General features: G+C 31.4%; 24 protein-coding genes. 12 read left to right on the top strand and 12 right to left on the bottom strand.

From position 1 onward, the window contains the following. Window positions 1-17 precede the first annotated feature (17 nt). The 4 genes from HSX10_RS09465 to HSX10_RS09450 form a co-directional block, all read right to left on the bottom strand. Window positions 18-1,100 carry an efflux RND transporter periplasmic adaptor subunit gene (locus tag HSX10_RS09465; RefSeq protein WP_367651263.1) on the bottom strand — a complete coding sequence of 361 codons (1,083 nt, stop codon included), beginning with the start codon at window positions 1,098-1,100 and terminating at the stop codon, window positions 18-20. A 143-nt stretch (window positions 1,101-1,243) separates the two neighbouring features. Then, the gene (locus tag HSX10_RS09460) at window positions 1,244-1,669 is read right to left on the bottom strand and encodes a hypothetical protein (protein WP_173587970.1); all 426 of its coding nucleotides are present in this window, start codon (window positions 1,667-1,669) and stop codon (window positions 1,244-1,246) included. 154 nt (window positions 1,670-1,823) lie between these two features. Next, window positions 1,824-2,714, bottom strand: coding sequence for a DUF6268 family outer membrane beta-barrel protein (locus tag HSX10_RS09455; protein ID WP_173587969.1), 891 nt, complete (start codon window positions 2,712-2,714; stop codon window positions 1,824-1,826). 367 nt (window positions 2,715-3,081) lie between these two features. Next, a complete protein-coding gene (locus tag HSX10_RS09450) occupies window positions 3,082-5,127 on the bottom strand; it encodes a dipeptidyl-peptidase 3 family protein (protein WP_173587968.1) in 2,046 nt (681 codons plus the stop codon). Window positions 5,128-5,220: 93 nt separating this feature from the next. On the opposite strand from HSX10_RS09450, the gene HSX10_RS09445 reads away from it, so the two are divergent. From HSX10_RS09445 to HSX10_RS09415, 7 genes are all read left to right on the top strand, one after another. After that, on the top strand, window positions 5,221-6,240 hold the full coding sequence (locus HSX10_RS09445) for an SRPBCC family protein (protein ID WP_173587967.1): 1,020 nt from the start codon (window positions 5,221-5,223) through the stop codon (window positions 6,238-6,240). A 156-nt stretch (window positions 6,241-6,396) separates the two neighbouring features. Then, window positions 6,397-7,167 (top strand): tryptophan synthase subunit alpha, encoded by a 771-nt coding sequence (gene trpA, locus HSX10_RS09440; protein WP_173587966.1) that lies wholly within the window; start codon window positions 6,397-6,399, stop codon window positions 7,165-7,167. Between the two features lie 94 nt (window positions 7,168-7,261). Continuing rightward, window positions 7,262-7,405 carry a hypothetical protein gene (locus HSX10_RS09435; protein WP_173587965.1) on the top strand — a complete coding sequence of 48 codons (144 nt, stop codon included), beginning with the start codon at window positions 7,262-7,264 and terminating at the stop codon, window positions 7,403-7,405. A gap of 60 nt (window positions 7,406-7,465) precedes the next feature. Beyond that, window positions 7,466-7,708, top strand: a complete 243-nt coding sequence (locus HSX10_RS09430) for a hypothetical protein (RefSeq protein ID WP_173587964.1) — start codon at window positions 7,466-7,468, stop codon at window positions 7,706-7,708. Window positions 7,709-7,734: 26 nt separating this feature from the next. Continuing rightward, window positions 7,735-8,187 (top strand): tRNA (cytidine(34)-2'-O)-methyltransferase, encoded by a 453-nt coding sequence (locus HSX10_RS09425; protein ID WP_173587963.1) that lies wholly within the window; start codon window positions 7,735-7,737, stop codon window positions 8,185-8,187. A 212-nt stretch (window positions 8,188-8,399) separates the two neighbouring features. Continuing rightward, window positions 8,400-9,290, top strand: coding sequence for a YitT family protein (locus tag HSX10_RS09420; protein WP_254453221.1), 891 nt, complete (start codon window positions 8,400-8,402; stop codon window positions 9,288-9,290). Beyond that, window positions 9,287-9,946: a hypothetical protein gene (locus tag HSX10_RS09415; RefSeq protein ID WP_173587962.1), complete on the top strand. Its 660-nt coding sequence runs from the start codon at window positions 9,287-9,289 to the stop codon at window positions 9,944-9,946. Before HSX10_RS09420 ends, HSX10_RS09415 begins: the two co-directional genes overlap by 4 nt. Here HSX10_RS09415 and HSX10_RS09410 read toward each other — a convergent pair. The 4 genes from HSX10_RS09410 to HSX10_RS09395 all read right to left on the bottom strand — a co-directional run bounded on the left by HSX10_RS09410 (window position 9,943) and on the right by HSX10_RS09395 (window position 12,592). Beyond that, complete coding sequence (locus HSX10_RS09410) at window positions 9,943-10,173, bottom strand: VF530 family protein (RefSeq protein WP_173587961.1); 231 nt, start codon at window positions 10,171-10,173, stop codon at window positions 9,943-9,945. The two genes, HSX10_RS09415 and HSX10_RS09410, sit on opposite strands and share 4 nt — an antisense overlap. Before the next feature lies 1 nt (window position 10,174). Further along, window positions 10,175-10,390 (bottom strand): DUF6500 family protein, encoded by a 216-nt coding sequence (locus tag HSX10_RS09405; RefSeq protein WP_173587960.1) that lies wholly within the window; start codon window positions 10,388-10,390, stop codon window positions 10,175-10,177. Window positions 10,391-10,393: 3 nt separating this feature from the next. Then, complete coding sequence (locus HSX10_RS09400; RefSeq protein ID WP_173587959.1) at window positions 10,394-11,683, bottom strand: DEAD/DEAH box helicase; 1,290 nt, start codon at window positions 11,681-11,683, stop codon at window positions 10,394-10,396. Window positions 11,684-11,794: 111 nt separating this feature from the next. Beyond that, a complete protein-coding gene (locus tag HSX10_RS09395; protein WP_173587958.1) occupies window positions 11,795-12,592 on the bottom strand; it encodes a TspO-related membrane protein in 798 nt (265 codons plus the stop codon). A 181-nt stretch (window positions 12,593-12,773) separates the two neighbouring features. Between HSX10_RS09395 and HSX10_RS09390 the strand changes: the two genes are divergently transcribed. The 5 genes from HSX10_RS09390 (at window position 12,774) to HSX10_RS09370 (ending at window position 18,964) form a co-directional block, all read left to right on the top strand. Continuing rightward, window positions 12,774-13,340 carry a hypothetical protein gene (locus tag HSX10_RS09390; protein ID WP_173587957.1) on the top strand — a complete coding sequence of 189 codons (567 nt, stop codon included), beginning with the start codon at window positions 12,774-12,776 and terminating at the stop codon, window positions 13,338-13,340. 129 nt (window positions 13,341-13,469) lie between these two features. Continuing rightward, window positions 13,470-14,549: a YHYH protein gene (locus HSX10_RS09385; protein ID WP_173587956.1), complete on the top strand. Its 1,080-nt coding sequence runs from the start codon at window positions 13,470-13,472 to the stop codon at window positions 14,547-14,549. A 10-nt stretch (window positions 14,550-14,559) separates the two neighbouring features. Further along, window positions 14,560-15,162 (top strand): hypothetical protein, encoded by a 603-nt coding sequence (locus tag HSX10_RS09380; RefSeq protein WP_173587955.1) that lies wholly within the window; start codon window positions 14,560-14,562, stop codon window positions 15,160-15,162. 243 nt (window positions 15,163-15,405) lie between these two features. After that, window positions 15,406-17,778, top strand: coding sequence for a TonB-dependent receptor (locus HSX10_RS09375; RefSeq protein ID WP_173587954.1), 2,373 nt, complete (start codon window positions 15,406-15,408; stop codon window positions 17,776-17,778). Window positions 17,779-17,842: 64 nt separating this feature from the next. Then, the gene (locus HSX10_RS09370; protein ID WP_173587953.1) at window positions 17,843-18,964 is read left to right on the top strand and encodes a PepSY-associated TM helix domain-containing protein; all 1,122 of its coding nucleotides are present in this window, start codon (window positions 17,843-17,845) and stop codon (window positions 18,962-18,964) included. An 18-nt stretch (window positions 18,965-18,982) separates the two neighbouring features. Here the strand turns inward: HSX10_RS09370 and HSX10_RS09365 are convergent, their stop codons facing one another. The 4 genes from HSX10_RS09365 to HSX10_RS09350 form a co-directional block, all read right to left on the bottom strand. Continuing rightward, window positions 18,983-19,708 carry a hypothetical protein gene (locus HSX10_RS09365; protein WP_173587952.1) on the bottom strand — a complete coding sequence of 242 codons (726 nt, stop codon included), beginning with the start codon at window positions 19,706-19,708 and terminating at the stop codon, window positions 18,983-18,985. A gap of 29 nt (window positions 19,709-19,737) precedes the next feature. After that, complete coding sequence (gene yaaA / locus HSX10_RS09360; protein ID WP_173587951.1) at window positions 19,738-20,496, bottom strand: peroxide stress protein YaaA; 759 nt, start codon at window positions 20,494-20,496, stop codon at window positions 19,738-19,740. A gap of 353 nt (window positions 20,497-20,849) precedes the next feature. Next, window positions 20,850-21,887, bottom strand: coding sequence for an RluA family pseudouridine synthase (locus HSX10_RS09355; protein WP_173587950.1), 1,038 nt, complete (start codon window positions 21,885-21,887; stop codon window positions 20,850-20,852). Window positions 21,888-21,896: 9 nt separating this feature from the next. Then, window positions 21,897-22,445 (bottom strand): PASTA domain-containing protein, encoded by a 549-nt coding sequence (locus tag HSX10_RS09350; protein ID WP_173587949.1) that lies wholly within the window; start codon window positions 22,443-22,445, stop codon window positions 21,897-21,899. Between the last annotated feature and the right edge of the window lie 13 nt (window positions 22,446-22,458).

Genomic DNA, 22,458 nt, shown 5'->3' with positions numbered 1-22,458 from the left:
TATAGATATAGTTAGATTTACTCTGCGTAAAGCGCTAGGTTAGATAGTACAGTAACAGGATCTACAGTTTTTGTATGAATTTCTTCTTGATCTCTTACCATTTTAATACCTTCTAATAAGATGGTATCGTTTTCAGTTAAACCTTTATCTACAATAAATAAATGTGGTAATTCTGCTCCAATTGTAATCTCTCTTTGATGAACAACATGATCTTTATCAATTACAAAAACATATGTTTTATCTAAGATTTCAAAAGTAGCTTTCTGTGGTACTAGGATTACGTCTTTGAAAGGAACAGTCATTAAGATACTTCCTGTTTCTCCATTTCTTAAAATTCCATCAGGATTTGGAAACGTTGCTCTAAAAGCAATATTACCAGTTTCACTATCAAATTCTCCTTCAATAGTTTCAACAATTCCTTTTTGATTAAAACGCTTGTTATTCGCCATTAAAAGCTCAACATCTTTGTTGTTCTTTTTGGCTTCACTTGTAATGTAATCTAAATATTCAGCTTCAGGAACATTAAAGTAAACCCACATTTTACTGTTGTCAGATAAAGTGGTAAGTAATTCTCCTTCGTCTAAAAGACTTCCTTCTCTAGCTTCTAAATGATCCATAATACCATCAAAAGGAGCTTTGATACTAGTAAAACCTAAATGGGTTTGCGCTAAATAAACTTCGGCATTGGCTTTGTCTAATGTTGCTGTTGCCATTGCTAATTCGTTTGGAGAAACAACATTACCGTCTGCTAATAATTGTGTGTTTTCTAGTTCGATTTTTGCAACTCTAGATTCTGCTTGAGCACTTTGTAATTCTGCTTGATAGATGTTTGGCATAATCTGAAACATCTGTTGTCCTTTTTTTACGTGTTGTCCCTCATCTACGTAGATATTCTTTAGGTATCCTTTCTCTAAAGCTCTTAATTCAATATGCTTTATAGAATGAATTTGACTCACATAATCCTTTGTAATCGTTGTGTCTTTTTTTATCGGATTAGTAACTAAAAACGTTACTTCTTCGTGTTTTTCTTCTTTGTGTTCTTTACAACTTGCTAGACCTAAAAGCATAACTAGCCCTGTAAAAACGGTTGTTTTTTTTATGATATTCACGTGTTTAAATATTTTATAAAATGATATAATTAATGAACAAAGCCCATAGGAAATGCTCTTCTAGAGTTCTGGTCTAAACTCTAAAAACTAAAAATTAGTAACAGACATTTTGAAGTGGTGTCTGTATTATATTATCAAATTATAAAAACTTGGAATTGTATATGAAGCCTAAGATTAGCTTCATGGATATCACTTTGAGGGCGATATATATTTCTTTCTAGATGATTAGAAGAATGCTCAAAGACTAATGCATTAATAAAAGCTATTTCTAGAATATCTTTATAATACAATTTCTTTACTGAAGCTTCTTCATCTTCGGCATTATTACTTTCAATAATCTCAACATATCTTCTATCATCATTATTTTTATGATGACTAATAAAAGTTGTTTTATTAAGAGCTTTACCTAATTTAACCGCAGAATTTATCGATACACTTAAATGGTGTATTGCAGAATTGTAAGCTTGACTACTATTAACCTCATTGGCTTGTAAATGTCCAAATATACTTAGTAGTAAAACAACAATTAAAGATAGATATCTACGGAAAGTGTTTTTCATTTCAGGACTCAAAACTATAGTATTAGATTAATAATACCAAAAGAGTGTTGTTTAAAATTTTTATAAAACACATAATTAACTTTTTTTAACAAACTTACATACTACATAAATTAAGCTATTTAAACTTTATAACTGATAGCTTCGAAAAATAAAATTAATATAACTTCTTAGTTTTCAACTTACTCTCAAAAGAATATTTTAAACCGACATTTATATAAAAGCTGTTTGGTATATCAAAATCATAAACCTCATCATTATTATAATCTGTAAATTGTAAACTGTTGTAAACGGTATACCCTCCGTCTAAAGCAACATCAAAGTTTTTCCATAGTTCTAATTTGTAGCCTAAACCCAATATTGCACTTGTCTGTGTTAACATACCGGTATAATCATCTTTGTATACTTCTAAAACATCATTCAAATTACCTGTGAAACCAGACAAAGTAGCAAAACCTTCAACTTCATGTTTTTCTGCAAAAGACCATTTAACACGAGAATCTGGTACACCTATTTTATAAGCCCAATTCTCATCTATTCTTTTGGTATATGAAATTACAGGTATCGGATAATTTAAACCATACTTTATATCATAAACAGCTCCAAATGTCCAAATAGAATTATTTGCTTCACTATATTTTTCAAAAGTAATCAGCCCATTAAAAAATAAATCTTCAGACTTTATTTCGTTTTCACTAAAATTTGAAGAGACCTGAGATTCTCCCATTAAATTAAAAGCCCAACTATCGCTTAAACTATGTTGGTAATTAAGTTTCAAACTAAAAGATTTAAAATTGTCTATTTCACCAGTTTCAAAAGGAACATCTTCATCAATAAAATCAAAATTTACACTTTGAACTTTACCTCCAATACTTAATTTATTCTTTTCAGTATTAATTATAGGGTAATTTAAACCTGCTTCTAATTTAGTTACACTACTAACATCAGAACTTGGCAAAAACTCTGATTTTACATAAATACCATCTGCTTCTTGAGCATACGCCATGCTAGCACCTATTACTAACATAAGAATTAATACTTTTTTCATATTCTCTAATTAAGGTTTTAAAAAAGAATGCTTAAAATCCATTCTTGTAGAATACAAAAGTGTTTAAAACAAGACACGAAAACAATTGTAATAGATAAACAGGAATACTTCATAGAACAAAATGGCGATTTTATCTACCAAAAAAAAATCAGGACTACAAATCCATTAATCGCTTGTAAACACTAGGATTATGAAGAAAAAAAATTAACGAAACTTTATATAAAAGAAGGCAATAAATTTAGTTTCATACTTTTTTTGGCTAGAATAACCAATCCCTATTCTAAGTAGGACTTAAACAATTATAATTTAAACACAAAAAAGCACCTACATTTCTGTAAGTGCTTTTTAAAATTAAAATTTTTATAAATTAATTTACATCAGGAAGGTTATTATAAGCCTTACTGTAGTTTAACATTTGTTCTGTAAATGTTTTTGGCTGTGTTACTTTAATTGCAGTAATTTCACCAGCATCATTTGTATCAGGAACTAAAACAGGGTTTACAAAACCACTATAAGGTGGTGAAGGAAATTGTTTATTACGTTCTAAAACCTCAGCATGTAAAGCTTGATCTACTTTTACACCATAACCTTCTACTAAAGCTTCAACAGCTGCAAAATCACCTTCAGATTTAATACGTTGTGTTTCTCTTAATAATTGACCAAAAAGCTCATGTAACTTTTTATAATCATTAATGTTATAATACGTTTTTCCGTCTCTTGTAATTTTTTCAATGACGTTATCTGCTTTTCCTTTTTCAAAAACCCAAGCCGATACCCATTGTCTATTTCTCATGTGAGCTTCCTCAACATCATCACCAAGATTTAAACGAATCAATTGCGTCATTAAACCATTTCTGATGTAACCATCATAAGCCGCTTTTCCTACTTTTTCCCAATCTTCAACTAAACCTAATTCTTGTAATTTAGAATCGTATAAATAATATAAACCAACTAAATCTGCACGTCCTTCTTCTAAAGTCGAAGCATAATTTTTAAGCGTTTCTTTAGTTTCACCTACTCCAGGATTTAATTGCCCTGATGCATGCCCAATTACTTCGTGTAATGCGGTGTGTAATTTGTCTGCTAATTGTCCGTATTCTTCTTCTAAAAGAATTTCCTCTTCATCATTCGCAAATTCTTCTAAACGACCAGTACCTCCTGCATTATTGTATGCATTGATAATGTTTCCTAAAGACACCGATTTACTTCCTACTGCAGCTCTAATCCAGTTAGCATTTGGTAAATTAACGCCAATTGGTGTGCTTGGAGAAGAATCACCTGCTTCACCAGCAACGTTTACAACTTTGTAAGTTACACCGACTACATTTTTCTTTTTATGCTCATCCATTAAAGGCGAATTATCTTCAAACCACTGTGCGTTTCCAGAAACAACAGCCATTTTCTTAGACATATCAAAATCATTAATCTGAACTACTGTTTCGTAAGATCCTCTGTAACCTAATGGATCGTTATACACTTCAATAAAACTATTGATATAATCTACATTTCCATCCGTTGCCGCTGTCCAAGCTACATTATAATCATCCCAAGTTTGTAAATCTCCTGTTTTGTAATACTTAATTAATAATCCTAAAGCGTTTCCTTGCGCTTCATTTTCTGCAACACCTTGGGCTTTTTCTAACCACTTTACAATTTCATCTATAGCAGATCCGTACAAACCACCTGATTTATAAACACGTTCTACTAAAACTCCGTCTTCTTTAACTAATTGAGAATTTAAACCATAAGATAATGGCTTCTTTGGATCTGGAGACACTTTAGTTTTGTAAAAAGTTGCAACATCTTCGTTTGTTACATCTGGTCCGTAAAAATTAACTGCAGATTCTAATACATTATCTACACCTTTAGCCTGGTTTACTTTCTTAGCATCCTTATCATTAAATAACACGTCAAATGCTTCACCTTCTAAAGTAGTATTGGTTGCTGTTAATAATTCATTTAAATAATCTTTATCAAAATCCGGCTTTAATTTAGCGTTAGAATAATGGTGATGTATTCCGTTACTAAACCAAACACGTTTTAAATAACTTTCAAAATTAGACCAATTTTCTGTTGTTTTATCACCATCAAACGTAGTATATACGTTTTCTAGCGCATGTCTAATTTTAAGATTATATCTGTAATTCTGATCCCAAATAATATCACGACCTGCAAGACCTGCTTGTGTTAAATAATACACTAATTTTTGCTCTTTCAAGCTTAAATTTTCCCATCCTGGAATCTGATATCTTAAAATTTTAATATCTGCAAATTCCTCTACATTGACATCCAAATCCGCTTCAACAGTTTCAACGTCTTTAACGACCTCTGTTGATTCTTCTTTTACATCGTTCTTACATGCCACAATTAACAAGGCAAAAAGACAAATTTTAAATAATGATTTTAAATTCATTTGATTATTTTTTTGTTATTCACAAATGTAATACTTATATCACATATCATAAAATGACTATCTTTGAAAAACCACTAAATATTCCCCCTAAAAATGAAAGCTTTAAAAAACATCTTATTGCTAGTGTTAATCCTAGTTATTGGCCTTTCAATATATATTGCAGTACAACCAAATTCTTTTGAAGTAACACGTACAAGGACGATAAAAGCACCTCAATCTGTAGTCTATGATAACGTGATTGATTTTAAAAACTGGGAGTCTTGGAGCCCGTGGACAGAAGCAAAACCAGAGATAAAGATTACATTAAGTGATAAAACAGAAGGTATTGGTGGTTCTTACAGCTGGAATGACAATGGAGAACTTGGAAATATGACGACAACAGCTACTATTCCTAAAACTTCTATAACGCAAGAAGTGCAATTTGGAGATTTCCCAAAATCAGAAGTTGATTGGACATTTGAATCTAACAATGATGGATCTACCGATGTCACTTGGTCTATTACTGGTAAAAATTTACCCTTTGCTTTTAAAATGTATGCCGCTTTTTCTGGAGGAATGGAAAAACAAATAGGCCCAGATTACGAAAGAGGTTTAGAAAAACTAGATAGTATTGTACAAGCCGAAATGAAAGTTTATAGTATTAATATTGAAGGAGTAACTCAGCATAGTGGTGGTTATTACTTATACAACACGGCTTCTTGTAAATTCAATGATTTTAAAGAGAATATGAAAACTTCTTTAGGGCAAGTTGGTTCTTATGCTATAACACATAATATCACTATGGCAGGAAAACCATTTGTTTTATATCATAAATGGGATGAAGAAAATGATGCTGTTATTTTTTCTGCGGCAATACCTACTAATTCTCGTATTATTTCTGATGAACCTCATATATTAACAGGACAATTAGAATCTTTTAGAACCGTAAAAACAGTTTTAAATGGGGATTATATAAATTTAAAAGAAGCTTGGGATAAGACTATGGATTACATTGCTTTTAACAATCTAGAAATGATTGAAAATGGACCAATGATTGAAACTTATTTAACAGATCCTAAAAATCAACCAAACCCTGCTAAATGGATTACTGAAATCTATATTGCTGTGAAATGATAATTGAAAATTTTTCAGTAAAACCATGAACAAAAAATAGATTTTAAATTTTATTTTTACAACACACAAAAGTAAACTCATCTTAATAGAGTTTATGGACTCTAATTGTTTCTTAAGGTTACAAAACCAAGAAACCGAATAACAAAAACTCAAATTTTGAATAGAATAGATCAAAAATTAAAAGAAGACCACAAATTATTATCTATATATTTTACTGCTGGTTACCCAAATATTAATGACACGGTTACAATTATAGAAAATCTTGAAAAAAGTGGCATAGATATGTTAGAAATAGGATTGCCTTTCAGCGATCCATTAGCTGATGGACCAACAATCCAAGCTAGTTCTACAAAAGCTTTAAATAACGGAATGACAACAGCATTGTTATTTGAACAGTTAAAAGATATTCGTAAAACAGTTTCTATCCCTCTAATCATCATGGGATACTTTAACCCTATGTTACAATATGGTATTGAAGCCTTTTGTGAAAAATGTGAAGAGATAGGAATCGATGGACTTATTATTCCAGATTTACCTGTTGATGTTTATAATGAAGAGTATAAATCTGTTTTTGAAAAACATGGTTTAGTTAATGTGCTTTTAATTACACCTCAAACATCAGATGAACGTATTCGCTTTATAGATTCGGTTTCTAATGGTTTTATTTACATGGTAAGTTCTGCTAGCGTAACAGGAGGCAATTCTGGTTTTGGTAATACGCAAACAGATTACTTTAAACGTATTGCAGATCTAAAATTAAAAAATCCTCAAATTGTTGGTTTTGGTATCTCGGACAATGAAACTTTTACACAAGCTACAGAACATGCAAAAGGTGCTATTATAGGAAGTGCTTTTATAAAACACTTAACTAAAAACGGAGCGACTAATTTTGATGCTTTTGTATCTTCAATTAAAACTAAATCTTAAAACACTTTAACGTTTTCGCCCTAGGTTTTATGAAAGCCTTGTGAGAGAAAACAACTCTAATTTGTTATATTGATGTGAACCAAAAAAACAAATTATGGGAATTATAAAAGACGAAAAAAAGTTTAGAAGAAAAACGAAACAAACAAATCCTACAAATCTGACAGGAAATATCAATCAGAAAACCAATTCTTTTGATATTAACCCCAATACAATAAAAGAGCAACAAACAAAAAAGTAGTTGTCAAAACATAAAAATCATCAAGTCTATTCTTATCTTTGAATAGACTTTTTTTATACAATGAAAATACTCAACGATTGGCGATTAATAATTTTACTTTGCCTTACATTAGGACTAGTACCATTTTTCCCAGAACCTCATCTGCTTGGTAAAATACGCTGGATTGCAGGTGGAGCAAATGGCATGACTCCTAAAGATTATTTTGATGTCCTATTTCATGGATTCCCATTTATATTATTGATCCGATTTGTCATTTTAAAAATCACTACAAAAGATTCTAAAGTTGACAATTCGTCAAAATAAAAGATTACCTAAAAGCAACTAAAATTATGTCATTAAATATTGTTTTAATAGAGCCTGAAATCCCAAACAATACAGGTAACATAGGCCGTTTGGCACTCGCTAGTGGTTCTGTTCTACATTTAGTAAAACCTTTTGGATTCGAAATTGACGATAAACGTCTAAAACGTGCAGGCCTTGATTATTGGCAACATTTAGAAGTCATCTATTACGATAATATCGAAGAGTTCTTCGCTAAAAATAACACTGCTAAAATGGTTTTCTTATCCAGTCATGGCACAAAAGATCATTGGGATATTGAATTTAAAGATGATATGTTCTTGGTATTCGGAAAAGAATCTGTTGGCTTACCTAAACCACTTATTGAGCAATATAAATCTCAACTTTTTAAAATACCTCTTTATAGTGAGTCAATTCGAAGCTTAAATTTAGCTAATTCTGTTGGTATTGTTGTCTATGAAGGCTTAAGACAAATAAAATAATTTAGCTTACATACTCGTGCAATTCTTATAATACAATTTACACCATCTATTTTTTTAATTTCTCAATAAGCTGCTAAAAACCCCTTATTAATCATTAAAAAAATTAAATAAATTAGGAATTAAAAAACACGTTTAATCCTCTAAAAACTAGAGATAAAACAATTCTATTTTAAATCGTTTTTGTAACTTTTACTCCAATAAAAAACAAAAACTTGAAACACTCCAAAACTTATAATTTTTTCTCAGAATATGGTCAAATTGCGCTTGGTATTGTATTAGCTAGCGTTGGCTTAAAAGCTTTTTTATTACCTAATGGTTTTATGGATGGAGGAGTTACCGGGATAGCACTATTAGTCAACAGACTTATTGGTGTAGATATATCAATGCTGTTAGTCATTTTCAGTTTACCATTTTTAATTCTAGGATATTATACCGTTTCTAAACGCATTGTCATTAAATCAATACTTAGTATTTTAAGCTTTGCTCTATTAATTCATTTTGGAGATTATGACACTATCACAGATGATAAATTACTTATTTCCATCTTTGGTGGATTGTGCCTAGGAGGAGGAATAGGAATTGCCATCAGAAACGGAGCCGTTTTAGATGGATCTGAAATTTTAGGAATCTATCTCAATGATAAATTTGGATTAAGTATCGGTAGAGTCATCCTAATGTTCAATATTGTTTTGTTTAGTATCACAGCTTTAGTTGTTTCTGTAGAAACAGCCCTCTACTCTATCCTTACTTACATTGTAACCGCAAAAGTGACAGATTTAACTATTGAAGGATTTGAAGACTTTATTGGGGTTACCATCGTCTCTAACGACTATGCAAAAATAAAACATGCCATTATGATAGAACTTGGTGTAGGCTTAACAACCTATAAGGGCTCTAAAGGATTTGGGAGTAATGGATCTCAGCAAGATTTTGATATCATCCACACTATTATCAATAGAATTGATATTAAAAAAATGCACCGAATAATTGAAGAAATAGATGATAAAGCTTTCATTGTTGAATTTGATGTGAACAATGTTAAAGGTGGAGTGCTACGGCATTATATAGATAAGAAAAAAGGTAAAAAATTAGGTAAATTATGAAATACCATATAATTATTAATAGCGTAAAAACAGTAGAAAAATTAAAAAATGCTTGGAGTACTGAAGACTATCGTACTTTATTAGAAAAATTTGGATTAGAAGACATATCAAATGCTACAGAACAAGAATTATTAGAATTCTTAGCGATGGCTATATCTGATTTTGAACCCAATGAAGCTGCTGCAATTGTTTTAGAATATAAGCTATCTGAACAACTGAATGAGAATCAAATCGATCAGCTTTCTCACGAAATGTTACTCGATAAGATATCTGAAGAGTATCCCGATATTTCACTACATCACCAACTTTATAACATTAATCAGTTATTACACAAAGCTTACAATGGAACATTTCCAAATACAAAAGCTACAGTAATAGAATTTGAAATTACTCCAAACGAAGACATCACCAAGGAAGTTATTTTAAAATCATTTGAAAAAACACTAGCCAATAACAATGTTATCAAAAGGTTATTCTCTAGTCAACTTGCAGGTGAAGAAGCTTTTGATGAATCTGAATCTATTATTTGGGATTTAACGGCTACAGGAGAAAACTCATACATTCTAACTACATCTGAATATTGGATGAGTAGAGACGAATTTAAAGATGCAGAATTTGATGCTGTAGTAATTCCGTTTGAAGAAGAGGAAAACTAATCTTTTTTATTTTTCTTTAAATAACTTAAATACATCTGTTCAACCTTAGTTCTAGCCCAAGGCGTACGTCGTAAAAATTTTAAGCTAGATTTTATAGAAGGATTATCTGTAAAGCAACGGATCTTAATCTCGTACCCCATGTATTCCCAACCGTAATGAGCCTGTAAATCTGTAATGATTTGCTCTAGTTTTATTCCGTGAAGCGGATTATTGAGTTGTGTAGACAAATTATAGAGTTTTAACTAATTCTTTAATCTTAACTGCTTTTTCAAAATGATTTAACTGATGTGTTTTTATCCACCAAGTTGCTGCTTCCATCAATAATACAGGATTGTCATTTTTATTTTTAAAAAAAGCATAAAAGGAAACCCCAACATTGGTTCCCTTTTGTGCTATTTTTTTATCACATACTTCTAGTATGGTATTTTTTAAATCAGAAGTCATATATTAACGTCTACTGTCATTACTTCGACTACGACTTTTACTCTTATTTCGATCTGAACTTGAACTTTTAGGCTTACCAGAGTTTCTTGAATTAGAACCTCTACCACGACCTTGATTTCTATTCTGACCTGGTTTTATAGGTTCAGTTGAAGCATTCGGATCGGGTTCAAAACCCTCAACGATTTCAACTTCAATCTTCATACCAATCAACTTCTGAATATCGCGTAAGAAAGTAGTTTCATCTGCACTTACTAAAGAAATAGCTTGTCCGCTAGCTCCTGCTCTACCTGTTCTACCAATTCTATGAACGTAGTCTTCAGAAATATTAGGCAATTCAAAATTGATAACATGTGGTAATAACGGAATATCTAAACCTCTAGCTGCAATATCAGTAGCCACTAAAACTCTAATAGAACCATTTTTAAATCCGGCTAAAGCTTTTGTTCTAGCTCCTTGACTTTTATTTCCATGAATAGCGGCAGCAGTAATCCCTGCACTAATCATCTTTTTACAAAGGTTGTTAGCACCATGTTTTGTTCTAGTAAATACTAAAACTTGTTTCCAGTCACCTTCAGAAATCAACTTAATAATAAGTCCGGTTTTCTTTCCTTTAGCAACACGATATACTTTCTGCTCAATAACCTCAACAGCTGTATTTTCTGGCGTAGCCTCAACTTGAACAGGATTATTAAGAATAGAATAGGCTAATTTTTTAATATCCTTAGAGAACGTTGCCGAGAACATAAGGTTTTGTCTCTTTTTAGGTATTAGTTTCATTACACGTTCTATATCGCGTAAAAAACCCATATCTAACATACGGTCTGCTTCATCTAAAACAAATATTTCAACATGTTTTAATGATAATAAACCTTGACTTTCTAAATCTAATAAACGTCCTGGAGTTGCGACTAAAACATCGATTCCTTGACTTAATTTATTAACTTGTGGTTTCTGATTTACACCACCAAATATTACAGTACTTCTAATATTTAGAAACTCACTATATTCTTTTACATTAGCATGAACTTGTGCTGCTAACTCACGTGTTGGCGTTAAAACTAAAGCTCTAATTGGTCTGTGTCGTTGCTCAGAACCATTAGTAGAAAGATTATGAAGTAACGGTAAAGTAAAACCTGCTGTTTTCCCTGTTCCTGTTTGTGCTGAAGCTAAAACATCTTTTCCTTCTAATACTGGAGGAATTGCTTTTGCTTGGATTGGTGAAGGTGTTTCGTATCCTTTTTTTTGGATAGCTTTAAGTATAGGCTCAGAAAGGCCCAATGATTTAAATGACATAAATAGTGTTTATGAAGCAAACGCTATTTATTTAGGTCACTCCTTTAATTAGGTGCGAAGTTACAGTTATTTTGTCCCAACTCGACGAAATACCCCATTTTATTGCAAATACTATGATTTACGCCATTGTTTAAGTTTAAGAAGAGGATTCGTCTCATGATTTTTAAAAGCATGAATAGCGCTGCTAATAATTAAAATCGCTGCACTCACAAAAGCAACATACGTAATAGTCTCTACTGTTAATTTATTAGCATTCCCTATACCTATTAACGCCCAAGCACCAACTAGAGCAAACTCTCTCATATTTCGTTTCCAAGTCACTAGTAAATTAATAACTACAGCTATAAAAATCATTACAATTGTCCAAGTTATATGAGCGTACCCTAAACCACTCCAATCTATTTTTATTAAATAAGTAGAAACATTAGCAATACTTGCCACAGTAACCCAACCTGAATAAATAATAAACGGCCACCAAACAAAAGCAATGATAGGAAACGGTTCATCATCTAATTCCATTCTATTATTCATTACAATTTTTAATAGCGAAAAGAGCAATAAAAAAATAAAGATACAAGACACACCTGTGTATTCATAAATCCAAGCAAATACCCAAAGTGAATTAAAAAGACAAGACCATATAAACCACCATCCTGTTTTTAACACAAAATCATCGTTCTTAACTTTCACAAATAAACTTCTACCTTGATAAATAGCAAAACCTAGAAGTAACAGATAAATTATTCCCCAAATAGCAAATGTATAACCTGCAGGTGTAAATAATGATTTATAGCTATTAGAAACTTCACCTATTGTAGTGTTATTTAATAGCCCTGTATTAGACAGGTAATTAATAACTATTGTTGCAACTAGAGCAATACCATTACCTATTTGTAAAACTTTTTTCATTATACTTATATTTTAAATTGAAATAAAAAACATTCATTATATCAGCTTTTATATGCTTTGATTCTGAATGCATTTATCATTTTATTTTGCGTTTGGCCTAAAGAATTAATTAGTCTCCATAAAGTTAATTTTGTATGTTTAACTGTGAGATAAAACTAGTACATAAATCTAAAGAAATATCATGAAAACCTTAATCTATATCATCCTATTATTACCGCTATACATTATAGCCCAAGAACAAACTAGTTCAGAAAAATTCTGGAAACAACTAGAAATACATTGTGGAAAAGCATACCAAGGTAAAATTACGGCAGGCGGTGCTGAAGGTGACGGTTTTACAGGTGAAAAATTAGTGATGCATGTGCGATCTTGCGAAACCAATACAATTAGAATTCCTTTTTTTGTAGGTGAAAATAAATCGCGAACCTGGGTTTTACAAATGAATGCAGATAAGATAATGAGCTTAAAACACGATCATCGTCATGAAGATGGTTCTGAAGAAAAACTAACTCAATATGGTGGCACAAGTGCAAATGAAGGACTACCAAATCTTCAAATGTTTCCTGCTGATCAACATACTTCAACTATTTTACCAGCAGCGTCAACAAATATTTGGTGGTTTACTATAGATGAAACAAGCCTAACGTACAACCTTCGTCGCATAGGATCTGACCGATTATTTACAGTTCAATTTGATTTAACTAAAACAATTGAAACACCAAGCGCTCCATGGGGAAGTGAGGATTAAAATATAATGCGGTATCATTTCTAATTATTTTACGCTCTAAAATATTTAAACTAACTTTCGATAATTATTACTTAAAACAAGTAAAGTGATGTTTTATATTTACGCATCATCACTTAAAACACTATTATTATGATAAAAAATCATTTTAAAATCCTTGCAATAGGATCATTATTAGCCATCTTTTCTGCCTGTAAAAACAATGTTTCTAGCACAGGATCTACTACATCAGAAGATGAAGTTGTTATAGCCGTTAAAAGTGATAACTTTTTAAAAGAAGGATTAGTGGAACCTATTACAATTGAAAGCAGAGAACTTTCTGATGGTACTACTGCTGATTGCTATAAAATTGTTGTGACCTCAGTACCCACAGATCATGATATGGGACCATGGTGTCCAGATAACATATCAGACGATGCTTCAGCAGGTGGCATTTGGTTAAGTGATGGAAAAGTCTATGATGTAGATGGTACGTTTGTTAAAAACTTAGCTACTTTTTATGACGATGATACTTGGATGTTATACGACCAAGAAACTGGTAAAATTACAAAAACAAGCACAAAACAAGAATGCGAAGATGCAGCAAACCCTAATGTAGGAGAAGAATATCAAAATTATTGTGTAGAATGCTTACCGTCTTATGTAACCGGAATAACGCACACTTACTACATTCCTATAACTCCGAAGAAAGCAAAATCGGCTTACAGTTTTTCTAGAGGCCCTCAAGGTGGTGGAGGTCTAGGGGGACCACCTCCAGGACATGAAAGACCTAAAAATGGAGAAAGACCTGAAAGACCAGAAGGACATGCTGGTCCACCACAAAATAATTCAACAATGCCATCTAATAGAGGCTTAGCGTTTAATGGTGTAATTTTTAATGCTCCCGCTCCTGTAGATAACATCTTAAGCGCATATACTTTAGCACCTTTTGATGATGCAGGCGGACACATCAATCTGCACGAAGGTTACCATTACCATGCTGCAACAGGTATTTCTACAAAAATAGAGCAAGAAGATAAACATGCTGCAATGATTGGGTATGCCTTTGACGGTTACGGTATTTTTGAAAATACAGATAAAAATGGAAATGAACACTCCGATTTAGATGAATCTAGAGGTCATTATGATACCATTAGAGGATACCATTACCATGTAGATAAAGCAGGAAACAACAATTTTATAGACGGCTTACGAGGTGAATATGCTTTATAGAATTCCTTTAATGAAAATACTTATTTTTTGCTGTATGTTGGTGAGCAATTTTATTTTTGCTCACAGTCCTGATTTTTCTAATATTATTATTTCTAAAACGGAAAGTGGACAAATCATTTTACAAGTCAACACCTCACTAACCGCTTTTCAACAGGAAGTAAATTACGTTAATGGAGAAGGTGCCTATAAATCACCTAAAGATTTTCAAAACTTAGTAATTGAACATTTTTATAATAATTTTTCTATTATTATAAATAAAACAGACACTTTACAGTTTAAGAATCCAAAAGTATATTTAGGTCACGAAACTAAATTAGTCACTGAAATTATTGGACTACCAAAAACTGTTAATTCTATTTACATTAATAATAAATTATTTAAAGATATTCATCGTAGTGCATCAATCATTATATTCTTATTAGAAGGTTTTCCTAAAGAAAGACACACCCTAAACCGTTCCAATAATTACGAATTAAATATTAGTTTGAAAAATGAGAGCTGGGAAAATGTAGCGATTGGTGAAACGCCTCCTAATTTATCATATCTCTTATATCTCTGTATTTTAATTATAATAGTCTTAATCTTCTTTTTTATTCGAAAAAAATTCAACTAACAACAGTAGTTTTCTAATACATTTAAATAACCTAAGCCATTCTTAGATCTAAACTTTTATCTTTACTTATAAATTACTCACATACTTTAATTTACAAAAACACAGTATTCACGGGAATTAATAGACCTTAATTCATCTTCAAAAATATTATTTAGATTTATTATAAATAATTTGGTTAATAAATATTACATAAATACATTTGCCAAAATTAACTATTTATATTAAGTCTAAATAAAGCGTAAGATGAAAAATATTTTATCCAGTTTAATACTCATTATATTATTTACACAACTAGGTTTTGCTCAAAACGCAAGCCTATCTGGTACAGTTACGGATAATAACAAAACCTCACTGATTGGTGTAAACTTATTAATTAAAAATACCACAAAAGGAATACAAACTAACGAGAATGGAACATTTGAAATAACAAATATTGAAAATGGAGATTACACACTTTCAGTTTCATACATTGGATTTAAAACAAAGGAGATTGAATTTTCAATTTCTAATAACGAAAACTTAACGCTAGATAATATCATTCTTTATGAAGGAAATGAAATCTTGGAAGAAGTTGTTTTAGATGTGAATCGAAAAAATAAATTTTCACGAAAAACAAGTGCCTATGTTTCTAAAATGCCTTTAAAAAATATTGAAAACTCTCAGGTTTACAATACAATTACCAATCAATTATTAATATCTCAATCCGTTAATACTTTTGAAGACGCCTTAAAAAATGCGGCAGGTATAACTAAACTATGGTCATCTACAGGAAGAAGTGGTGATGGTGCTGGTTATTATTCTAGTCGTGGTTTTGCAGTACAACCACAATTAGTCAATGGTGTTGCGGGTATTACAAACGGATTCATTAACCCTTCAAACGTAGAACGTGTAGAGGTTATTAAAGGACCTTCTGGTACATTGTTTGGTAGTTCTGTAACTTCTTATGGTGGTTTAATAAACATCATTACAAAAAAACCTCATAGCGGAACAGGTGGTGAAATAACAGTTGCTGGTGGTTCTAACGATTTTGCAAAATTTAATGCAGATATTAACGTTAGTCCTACTGATAAATTATCTTTTCGTATCAATACAGGTTTTCAGCAAGAACATAGCTTTCAGGATGCTGGCTTAAAAAAATCAGTATTTATAGCCCCTTCAATTTCTTACAAAGTTAACAATGACCTTACGCTTAACTTTTCTTATGAAGCATCAGATAATGAACAAACTAATGAAACTTTCTTATTCTTAAACCGTTATGCTCCGTTAGCGTTTAATTCTATTGAAGAGTTAGATTATAACACAGACTTATCTTTTACAAGTAATGATGTTACTATTAATAACATAACACAAAACTATCGTGGAGAGGTTGCTTGGAAAATTTCAGACCAATGGTCTTCTCAAACCTTAATCTCAGGTGGTTTAGCAAAATCATTAGGGTATTATACTTATTTATGGAATGGCTCTGATGCACTTTTTAATTTATATGCTCAGGATACGGACTCGAGAACTAAAACAATTAATCTTCAACAAAATTTTACAGGTACTTTTAAAATTGGTGATTTAGAAAATAAATTATTAGTTGGTGCAGATTATCTAGATTATAACATTATTAACAATAGCTCTAATTGGGGTTATTTACACACTATAAATATTGATGGAGATTTAGTTTATGGTGAACCAGAAATTAACGAAGAAAACTTAAGCGCTGCTTTAACAGGCTTAGGTTATTTAGATAGCGATATTCGTCAAAATGTATTTGGAGCATATGTTTCTGATGTTATTAATATTCTACCTTCTTTATCTGTAATGGCTAGTGTACGTTACGATAGATTTGATTATCAAGGAGACAGAAATACAAACACTGATGATGACAATGAATATACAGAATCTACATTCTCACCAAAATTTGGAATTGTTTTTCAACCTATTATTGATGAATTATCAATTTTTGCCAACTACCAAAATGGCTTTTCTTACGTCAACCCTGAATATATTACAGATTACGATACTGGAGATGTAACATTACAAGCTTTTGATGTTGAACAAGCCAATCAATTTGAAGTTGGAGCAAAATCGAACCTTTTCAATAATAAATTAGAAGCGACTTTAAGTTATTACAACATTAATGTAGACAACGCATATTATTGGGCAACAAAAACGCAAGATGTAGAAGTTAACAGTCAAGGTGTTGAGCTAGAAGTAAATACCAACCCAATAACTAACTTAAACATTCACTCTGGGTTTAGTTACAACGATTCTGAAATAACAGATTCACCTAGTGCAACTGAATTGGAAGGAAATCGTTACGGAGAATCTGGTGCAGAGTTCACATACAACTTTTGGGCAGACTATAAATTCTTTAAAAACTTTGGTATAGGAGCTGGGTTTAACGGTCAATCTGAATATGATACTATGACGGATTACAAAGCTGTTACTGGTAGTTTTTATATTCCTGCTTATACCATATTTAACGCTTCTATTTATTATGAAACGAGTAAGTTTAGAGTTAGTGTAAAAGCAAATAACATTACAGACGAAACTTATTTTTCTGGTTGGAGTACAGTAACACCTCAGCAAAAGCGTGTATTATTAGGTACTTTCTCATATAAATTTTAATTAACTCATACTTAAAGAGCAAGCTTAATTTGTAAGTTTGCTCTTTTTTAATTTAAAAAACAATATGTCCGTAAAAAAAATCATTTTTCAACTACATAAAATTTTAGGTTTAGCAACCGGACTCGTCGTATTTGTTGTTGCTATTACGGGCTGTTCTTGGGCATTTAGAGAAGAAATTGAAGGATTATACGACGATTACAAATATGTTGAACCACAGGATGCAGCTATACTGACGCCCACCGAAGCTAAGGATTATGCTAAAGTGGTTTTTCCTAATAATACGATTCATGGAACAGTTTTTAAAAAAAATAAAGACGCTATAGAAGTCATTTTTTATGATGCTGAACCTGAATTCTATCAAAGTGTATTTCTTAATCCATACAATGGAGAAGTCATACAAGTAGATGACCATCTTACGGGTTTTTTTGCTTTCATTTTAAAAGGTCATACACGTTTATGGTTACCTAAAGAAATAGGCGAACAATTGGTTGCTGCTTCTATCTTAATTTTCATTCTAATTATTATATCTGGATTTATTATATGGATCCCTAAAAAGCGTAAAAATTTAAAACAACGTTTAAAATTTGATTGGAAAAAGACAACACGATGGAAACGCAAAAACTTCGATTTACACACTGTTATTGGATTCTACATCTGTTCATTAGCTTTGATAGTCGCGTTTACAGGTTCTGTTATTTCTTATAATTGGTTAAAGTATGTTGTATATAAATCTGTTGGTGGAGATAAAGTTCCTGCATTTATTATTCCGGAAAATAAAAGTGAAGCATTAAGCGATAACAGCACGATTCCGATGGACTATCTTATTGTAAAACTTCAAAAAGAATCGCCTGAAGCTGTAGCCTACGAATTACATTATCCTAAAACTGAGGACGAAAGTATCTACGTAGAAGTTTCTAATAGCAAAGGTCTTTATTACGATTCCGATTTTAGATTTTTTGATCAAAATACTTTAGAAGAAATTGAAACACCAGCCATATACGGAAAGTATAAGGATGCTAAATTTGCAGATAAAGTATTACGAATGAATTACGATATTCATATTGGGGCCATTGGTGGTATTGTTGGAAAAATCATAGCCTTTTTAATTAGCTTATTAACCGCAACATTACCTGTAACAGGGTTCTTGTTATGGTATGGAAGAAATTATAAAAAGAATAAAAAATAACTAAAACTGTTTCCTAACTTATTTTAGAGAAGACAACAAACGCTCTACCTCAACAATAGTACTTCCGTATAACTTTTGGTTAGGTTTTGTTAAGCTTTTAGATTCCATAGAAATTTCATTTAACAACGCCTTTCCTTCGGAAGCTTTATTGTTATCTAAATAAAACTTAGCAAGCTCTAAACGTTCTGCGTAATTAGAATACGGTCTATCTATGGTTTTTAATTGCACTTCTGCCTCTTCTCTTTTACCCAATTCATTTAAAGCTAAACCATAACAGAACTGTTGCTTTGAACCTTTAAATTCGTGCTTATCCTTTATCAATTCAGCTTGAGTAATTACAGCATTATAATCACTTAATTGAAAATAACACAAGATCAGTTTTTGTCTCGCATATAAAGGATCTTGAACCGTATCTTCTAAAGTTATGTTATAATTAAGAACGGCTTTATCAAAATCTTTATTTGCATAATAAGCATCTGCTAAATCAATTCTGTTGGTATAGGTGTCAATAAATTTTAGCTTAGCTTCTAGGTCTTTAATCCGTTTTGTAGGATTTAAAACGGTTGTAATTTCCTCTTGTATTTTTTGAGTGTCATTTCTATTATACACCTGAGTGATAATATATATTAATGGCCCCAATATGGGAACAATAAATATAATGAGATACCAATAAAAAGGTTTGTTATTTTTAAAAGCATGATAGATGCAAAACGCTTTAAGCGCTAAAAGTAAGAAGTAATACATAGCTGCAAAATTAGCTATTTATATTCACTTTATCTGGTAAACACCAACTCATTTTCTGAAGACAACGCATCGCTAAAACCATAATTCTCATAATTAAAAGCTTTAATATCATCTACCGTTTTTGCATCTGTATCAATAATATATCTGGTCATTAATCCTCTTGCTAATTTGGCATAGAAAGCAACAATTTTATACTTGTCGTTTTTAAATTCTTTGAAAACAATATTTACAACAGGTACTTTTAAAGCTTTAGTGTCAACTGCCTTAAAGTACTCGTTACTTGCTAGGTTGATAAAGAGTTCATCGTCTTCTAATTCTTCATTCAACGCCTTGGTCACCTTCTTTTGCCAGAATTCATACAAATTCTTGTTTTTACCTACAGGCAATTTAGTTCCCATTTCTAATCGGTAAGGTTGCACTAAATCTAAAGGTTTTAAAATTCCATATAAACCTGAAAGAATACGTACAGTATCTTCTACTTTATCTAATTTCTTCGTATCAATTGTATAAGCATCTATTCCTCTATAAACATCTCCACTAAATGCGTAAATAGCTGGTCTGGCATTGTCTTGGGTAAATGGTAATTCCCAATCTTGATTTCGTTCAAAGTTTAACTGCCCTAAGTTATCTGAAATGTGCATCAGCTCTGATAAATCCTTTGCTGATTTCTTTTTCAAGACTTTATTAAGCTGATCTGCTTCTTTTAAAAATTGACCATCCGTCGTTTTGCTAGTTGGCAATTTTGTTTCGTAATCTAAAGATTTTGCTGGTGATAATACTAATTTCATATATAGTGAACTGCAAAAGCAGGTGTTTTATTAATGGTTAAACTATTTTCTTTCTCTATGTAAAAATACAATCTATATGAAAGAATTTCAAATATTACTGAACACTAATCTAGATAACGATATAAGTATTTCCTATCGAAATAATAAAAACATAGAAAACATCAATAACACCAAGGAATGTACTTTTTTATTTTTGAAGAAATAAATTGAAGAAGATCTATTTGAATGATACGCTTCTATCACATTCAAAATAATATATATAAAAAAACATCTCATTTTTTCTATTAAGCTTTAGAAACTTGTGCAGAAAAAATGAGATGCTGATATAAATAAAATGGTGTATCGGTTTCTACCTAAGCATCCATATGCCTTGCATAATGGCGCCATTTCTCAATACATAAGGTCATATCCTCAGGAACTTCAGATTCAAACCTCATAAATTCATTTGTGGTTGGATGTACAAAACCTAACGTCTTAGCATGTAGCGCTTGTCTTGGCAAAATTTTAAAACAGTTATCTACAAACTGTTTATATTTTGTAAACGTTGTTCCTTTTAAAATACGTTCACCACCATAACGCGCATCGTTAAATAATGTATGTCCAATATATTTCATGTGCACACGGATTTGGTGTGTACGTCCCGTCTCAAGCTTGCAACTCACTAAAGTAACATAACCTAAACGTTCTATCACCTTATAATGTGTTACAGCATGTTTTCCTTGCTCTTCATCATCGTCTACGAAAACAACGTTTTGTAATCTATTTTTTGGATGGCGACCAATATTACCTTCAATAGTTCCTTCATCTTCTTCCATATTACCCCAAACAATAGCAACATATTCGCGCTCACTTGTTTTCTTAGCAAATTGACTAGAAAGATGTGCCATGGCTTGTTCTGTCTTAGCAACCACTAATAATCCACTGGTATCTTTATCGATTCGGTGTACTAAACCTGGTCTTTCACTTGAGTTATTTGGTAAATTTTCAAAATGAAAAATCAAGGCATTAATTAAAGTCCCAGAGTAATTACCATGACCAGGGTGTACTACCATTCCGGCAGGTTTGTTCACCACTAACAAGTCATCATCTTCATAAACCACATCGATATCAATATCTTCTGCAACCAAAAGATTTTCATGTGGAGGATGCTCAAATTTTACAGTAATAAAATCATTAGGCTTTACTTTGTAATTCGATTTTACGGGAACGTTATTTACAAAAATACTACCGTCTTTCGCGGCAACTTGAATTTTATTACGTGTTGCGTTTTCAATAAAATTCATTAAGTATTTATCGATACGAAGTGGTTGTTGACCAGCAACAACTTTAAAAGCATGATGCTCGTATAATTCGTTTTCTGCATCGTCTGAAATTTCAGGAATATTTGGCATTATATAAATTTAAAGTTTACCGTTACCCACTACTAAGTCAATCTTAGAAGTTAATGGTAATAATGTGCCTGGCTTTAATGTTTCTCCGTCATGTGACATAGAAATAACACCTTCACCAATGGCATCTTTATAGGTTATTTTTCCAATTGTAAACTCTAAGGCTTCTAATTGAGGTTTTGCTTGTCTAAAGGTTCTTTTCAAAATATTTGGCACTTCAACCTTTCTGTAACCAGAAGGATTTAAGATTAAATAAATTTTTCTATTCTCCTTAACATTAGATCCTGCTATTGGGTTTTGTTCAATTACAGAATACTTTGGGTATTTTGGATTATAATTTGCAGAATCTTGAATTTCTAAAGCCAAATGATTATCCTTTAACTCTATCCCTACAGTTTCTAAGGATTTACCTTTTAAATCTGGTACAGTTATAAACTCACCATGATTGGTGGTTATACTCAACCATTTTAAGGCTATAAAACACAAAACTACAACAGCTACAAGAGCTAATGCAACTTGTTTAAAAAAAACTTTACTGGTAAGAAACTTAATAAAACTCATATGCAAATAATTG

The organism is Winogradskyella undariae, from assembly GCF_013285155.1.
Classification (GTDB): Bacteria; Bacteroidota; Bacteroidia; order Flavobacteriales; family Flavobacteriaceae; genus Winogradskyella; species Winogradskyella undariae.
Note: the sequence above shows the minus strand (reverse complement) of the source record. Positions and strands in the feature narration are given on the sequence as shown.

Coding starts and splice junctions, on each gene's coding strand:
- HSX10_RS09400 (WP_173587959.1), bottom strand. CDS start 11,683: ATGTCATTTAAATCATTGGGCCTTTCTGAGCCTATACTTAAAGCTATC.
- HSX10_RS09445 (WP_173587967.1), top strand. CDS start 5,221: ATGAAAGCTTTAAAAAACATCTTATTGCTAGTGTTAATCCTAGTTATT.
- HSX10_RS09365 (WP_173587952.1), bottom strand. CDS start 19,708: ATGTATTACTTCTTACTTTTAGCGCTTAAAGCGTTTTGCATCTATCAT.
- HSX10_RS09450 (WP_173587968.1), bottom strand. CDS start 5,127: ATGAATTTAAAATCATTATTTAAAATTTGTCTTTTTGCCTTGTTAATT.
- HSX10_RS09405 (WP_173587960.1), bottom strand. CDS start 10,390: ATGACTTCTGATTTAAAAAATACCATACTAGAAGTATGTGATAAAAAA.
- HSX10_RS09415 (WP_173587962.1), top strand. CDS start 9,287: ATGAAATACCATATAATTATTAATAGCGTAAAAACAGTAGAAAAATTA.
- HSX10_RS09385 (WP_173587956.1), top strand. CDS start 13,470: ATGATAAAAAATCATTTTAAAATCCTTGCAATAGGATCATTATTAGCC.
- HSX10_RS09390 (WP_173587957.1), top strand. CDS start 12,774: ATGAAAACCTTAATCTATATCATCCTATTATTACCGCTATACATTATA.
- HSX10_RS09425 (WP_173587963.1), top strand. CDS start 7,735: ATGTCATTAAATATTGTTTTAATAGAGCCTGAAATCCCAAACAATACA.
- HSX10_RS09430 (WP_173587964.1), top strand. CDS start 7,466: ATGAAAATACTCAACGATTGGCGATTAATAATTTTACTTTGCCTTACA.
- yaaA (WP_173587951.1), bottom strand. CDS start 20,496: ATGAAATTAGTATTATCACCAGCAAAATCTTTAGATTACGAAACAAAA.
- HSX10_RS09435 (WP_173587965.1), top strand. CDS start 7,262: ATGGGAATTATAAAAGACGAAAAAAAGTTTAGAAGAAAAACGAAACAA.
- HSX10_RS09350 (WP_173587949.1), bottom strand. CDS start 22,445: ATGAGTTTTATTAAGTTTCTTACCAGTAAAGTTTTTTTTAAACAAGTT.
- HSX10_RS09375 (WP_173587954.1), top strand. CDS start 15,406: ATGAAAAATATTTTATCCAGTTTAATACTCATTATATTATTTACACAA.
- HSX10_RS09355 (WP_173587950.1), bottom strand. CDS start 21,887: ATGCCAAATATTCCTGAAATTTCAGACGATGCAGAAAACGAATTATAC.
- HSX10_RS09455 (WP_173587969.1), bottom strand. CDS start 2,714: ATGAAAAAAGTATTAATTCTTATGTTAGTAATAGGTGCTAGCATGGCG.
- HSX10_RS09370 (WP_173587953.1), top strand. CDS start 17,843: ATGTCCGTAAAAAAAATCATTTTTCAACTACATAAAATTTTAGGTTTA.
- HSX10_RS09380 (WP_173587955.1), top strand. CDS start 14,560: ATGAAAATACTTATTTTTTGCTGTATGTTGGTGAGCAATTTTATTTTT.
- HSX10_RS09460 (WP_173587970.1), bottom strand. CDS start 1,669: ATGAAAAACACTTTCCGTAGATATCTATCTTTAATTGTTGTTTTACTA.
- HSX10_RS09395 (WP_173587958.1), bottom strand. CDS start 12,592: ATGAAAAAAGTTTTACAAATAGGTAATGGTATTGCTCTAGTTGCAACA.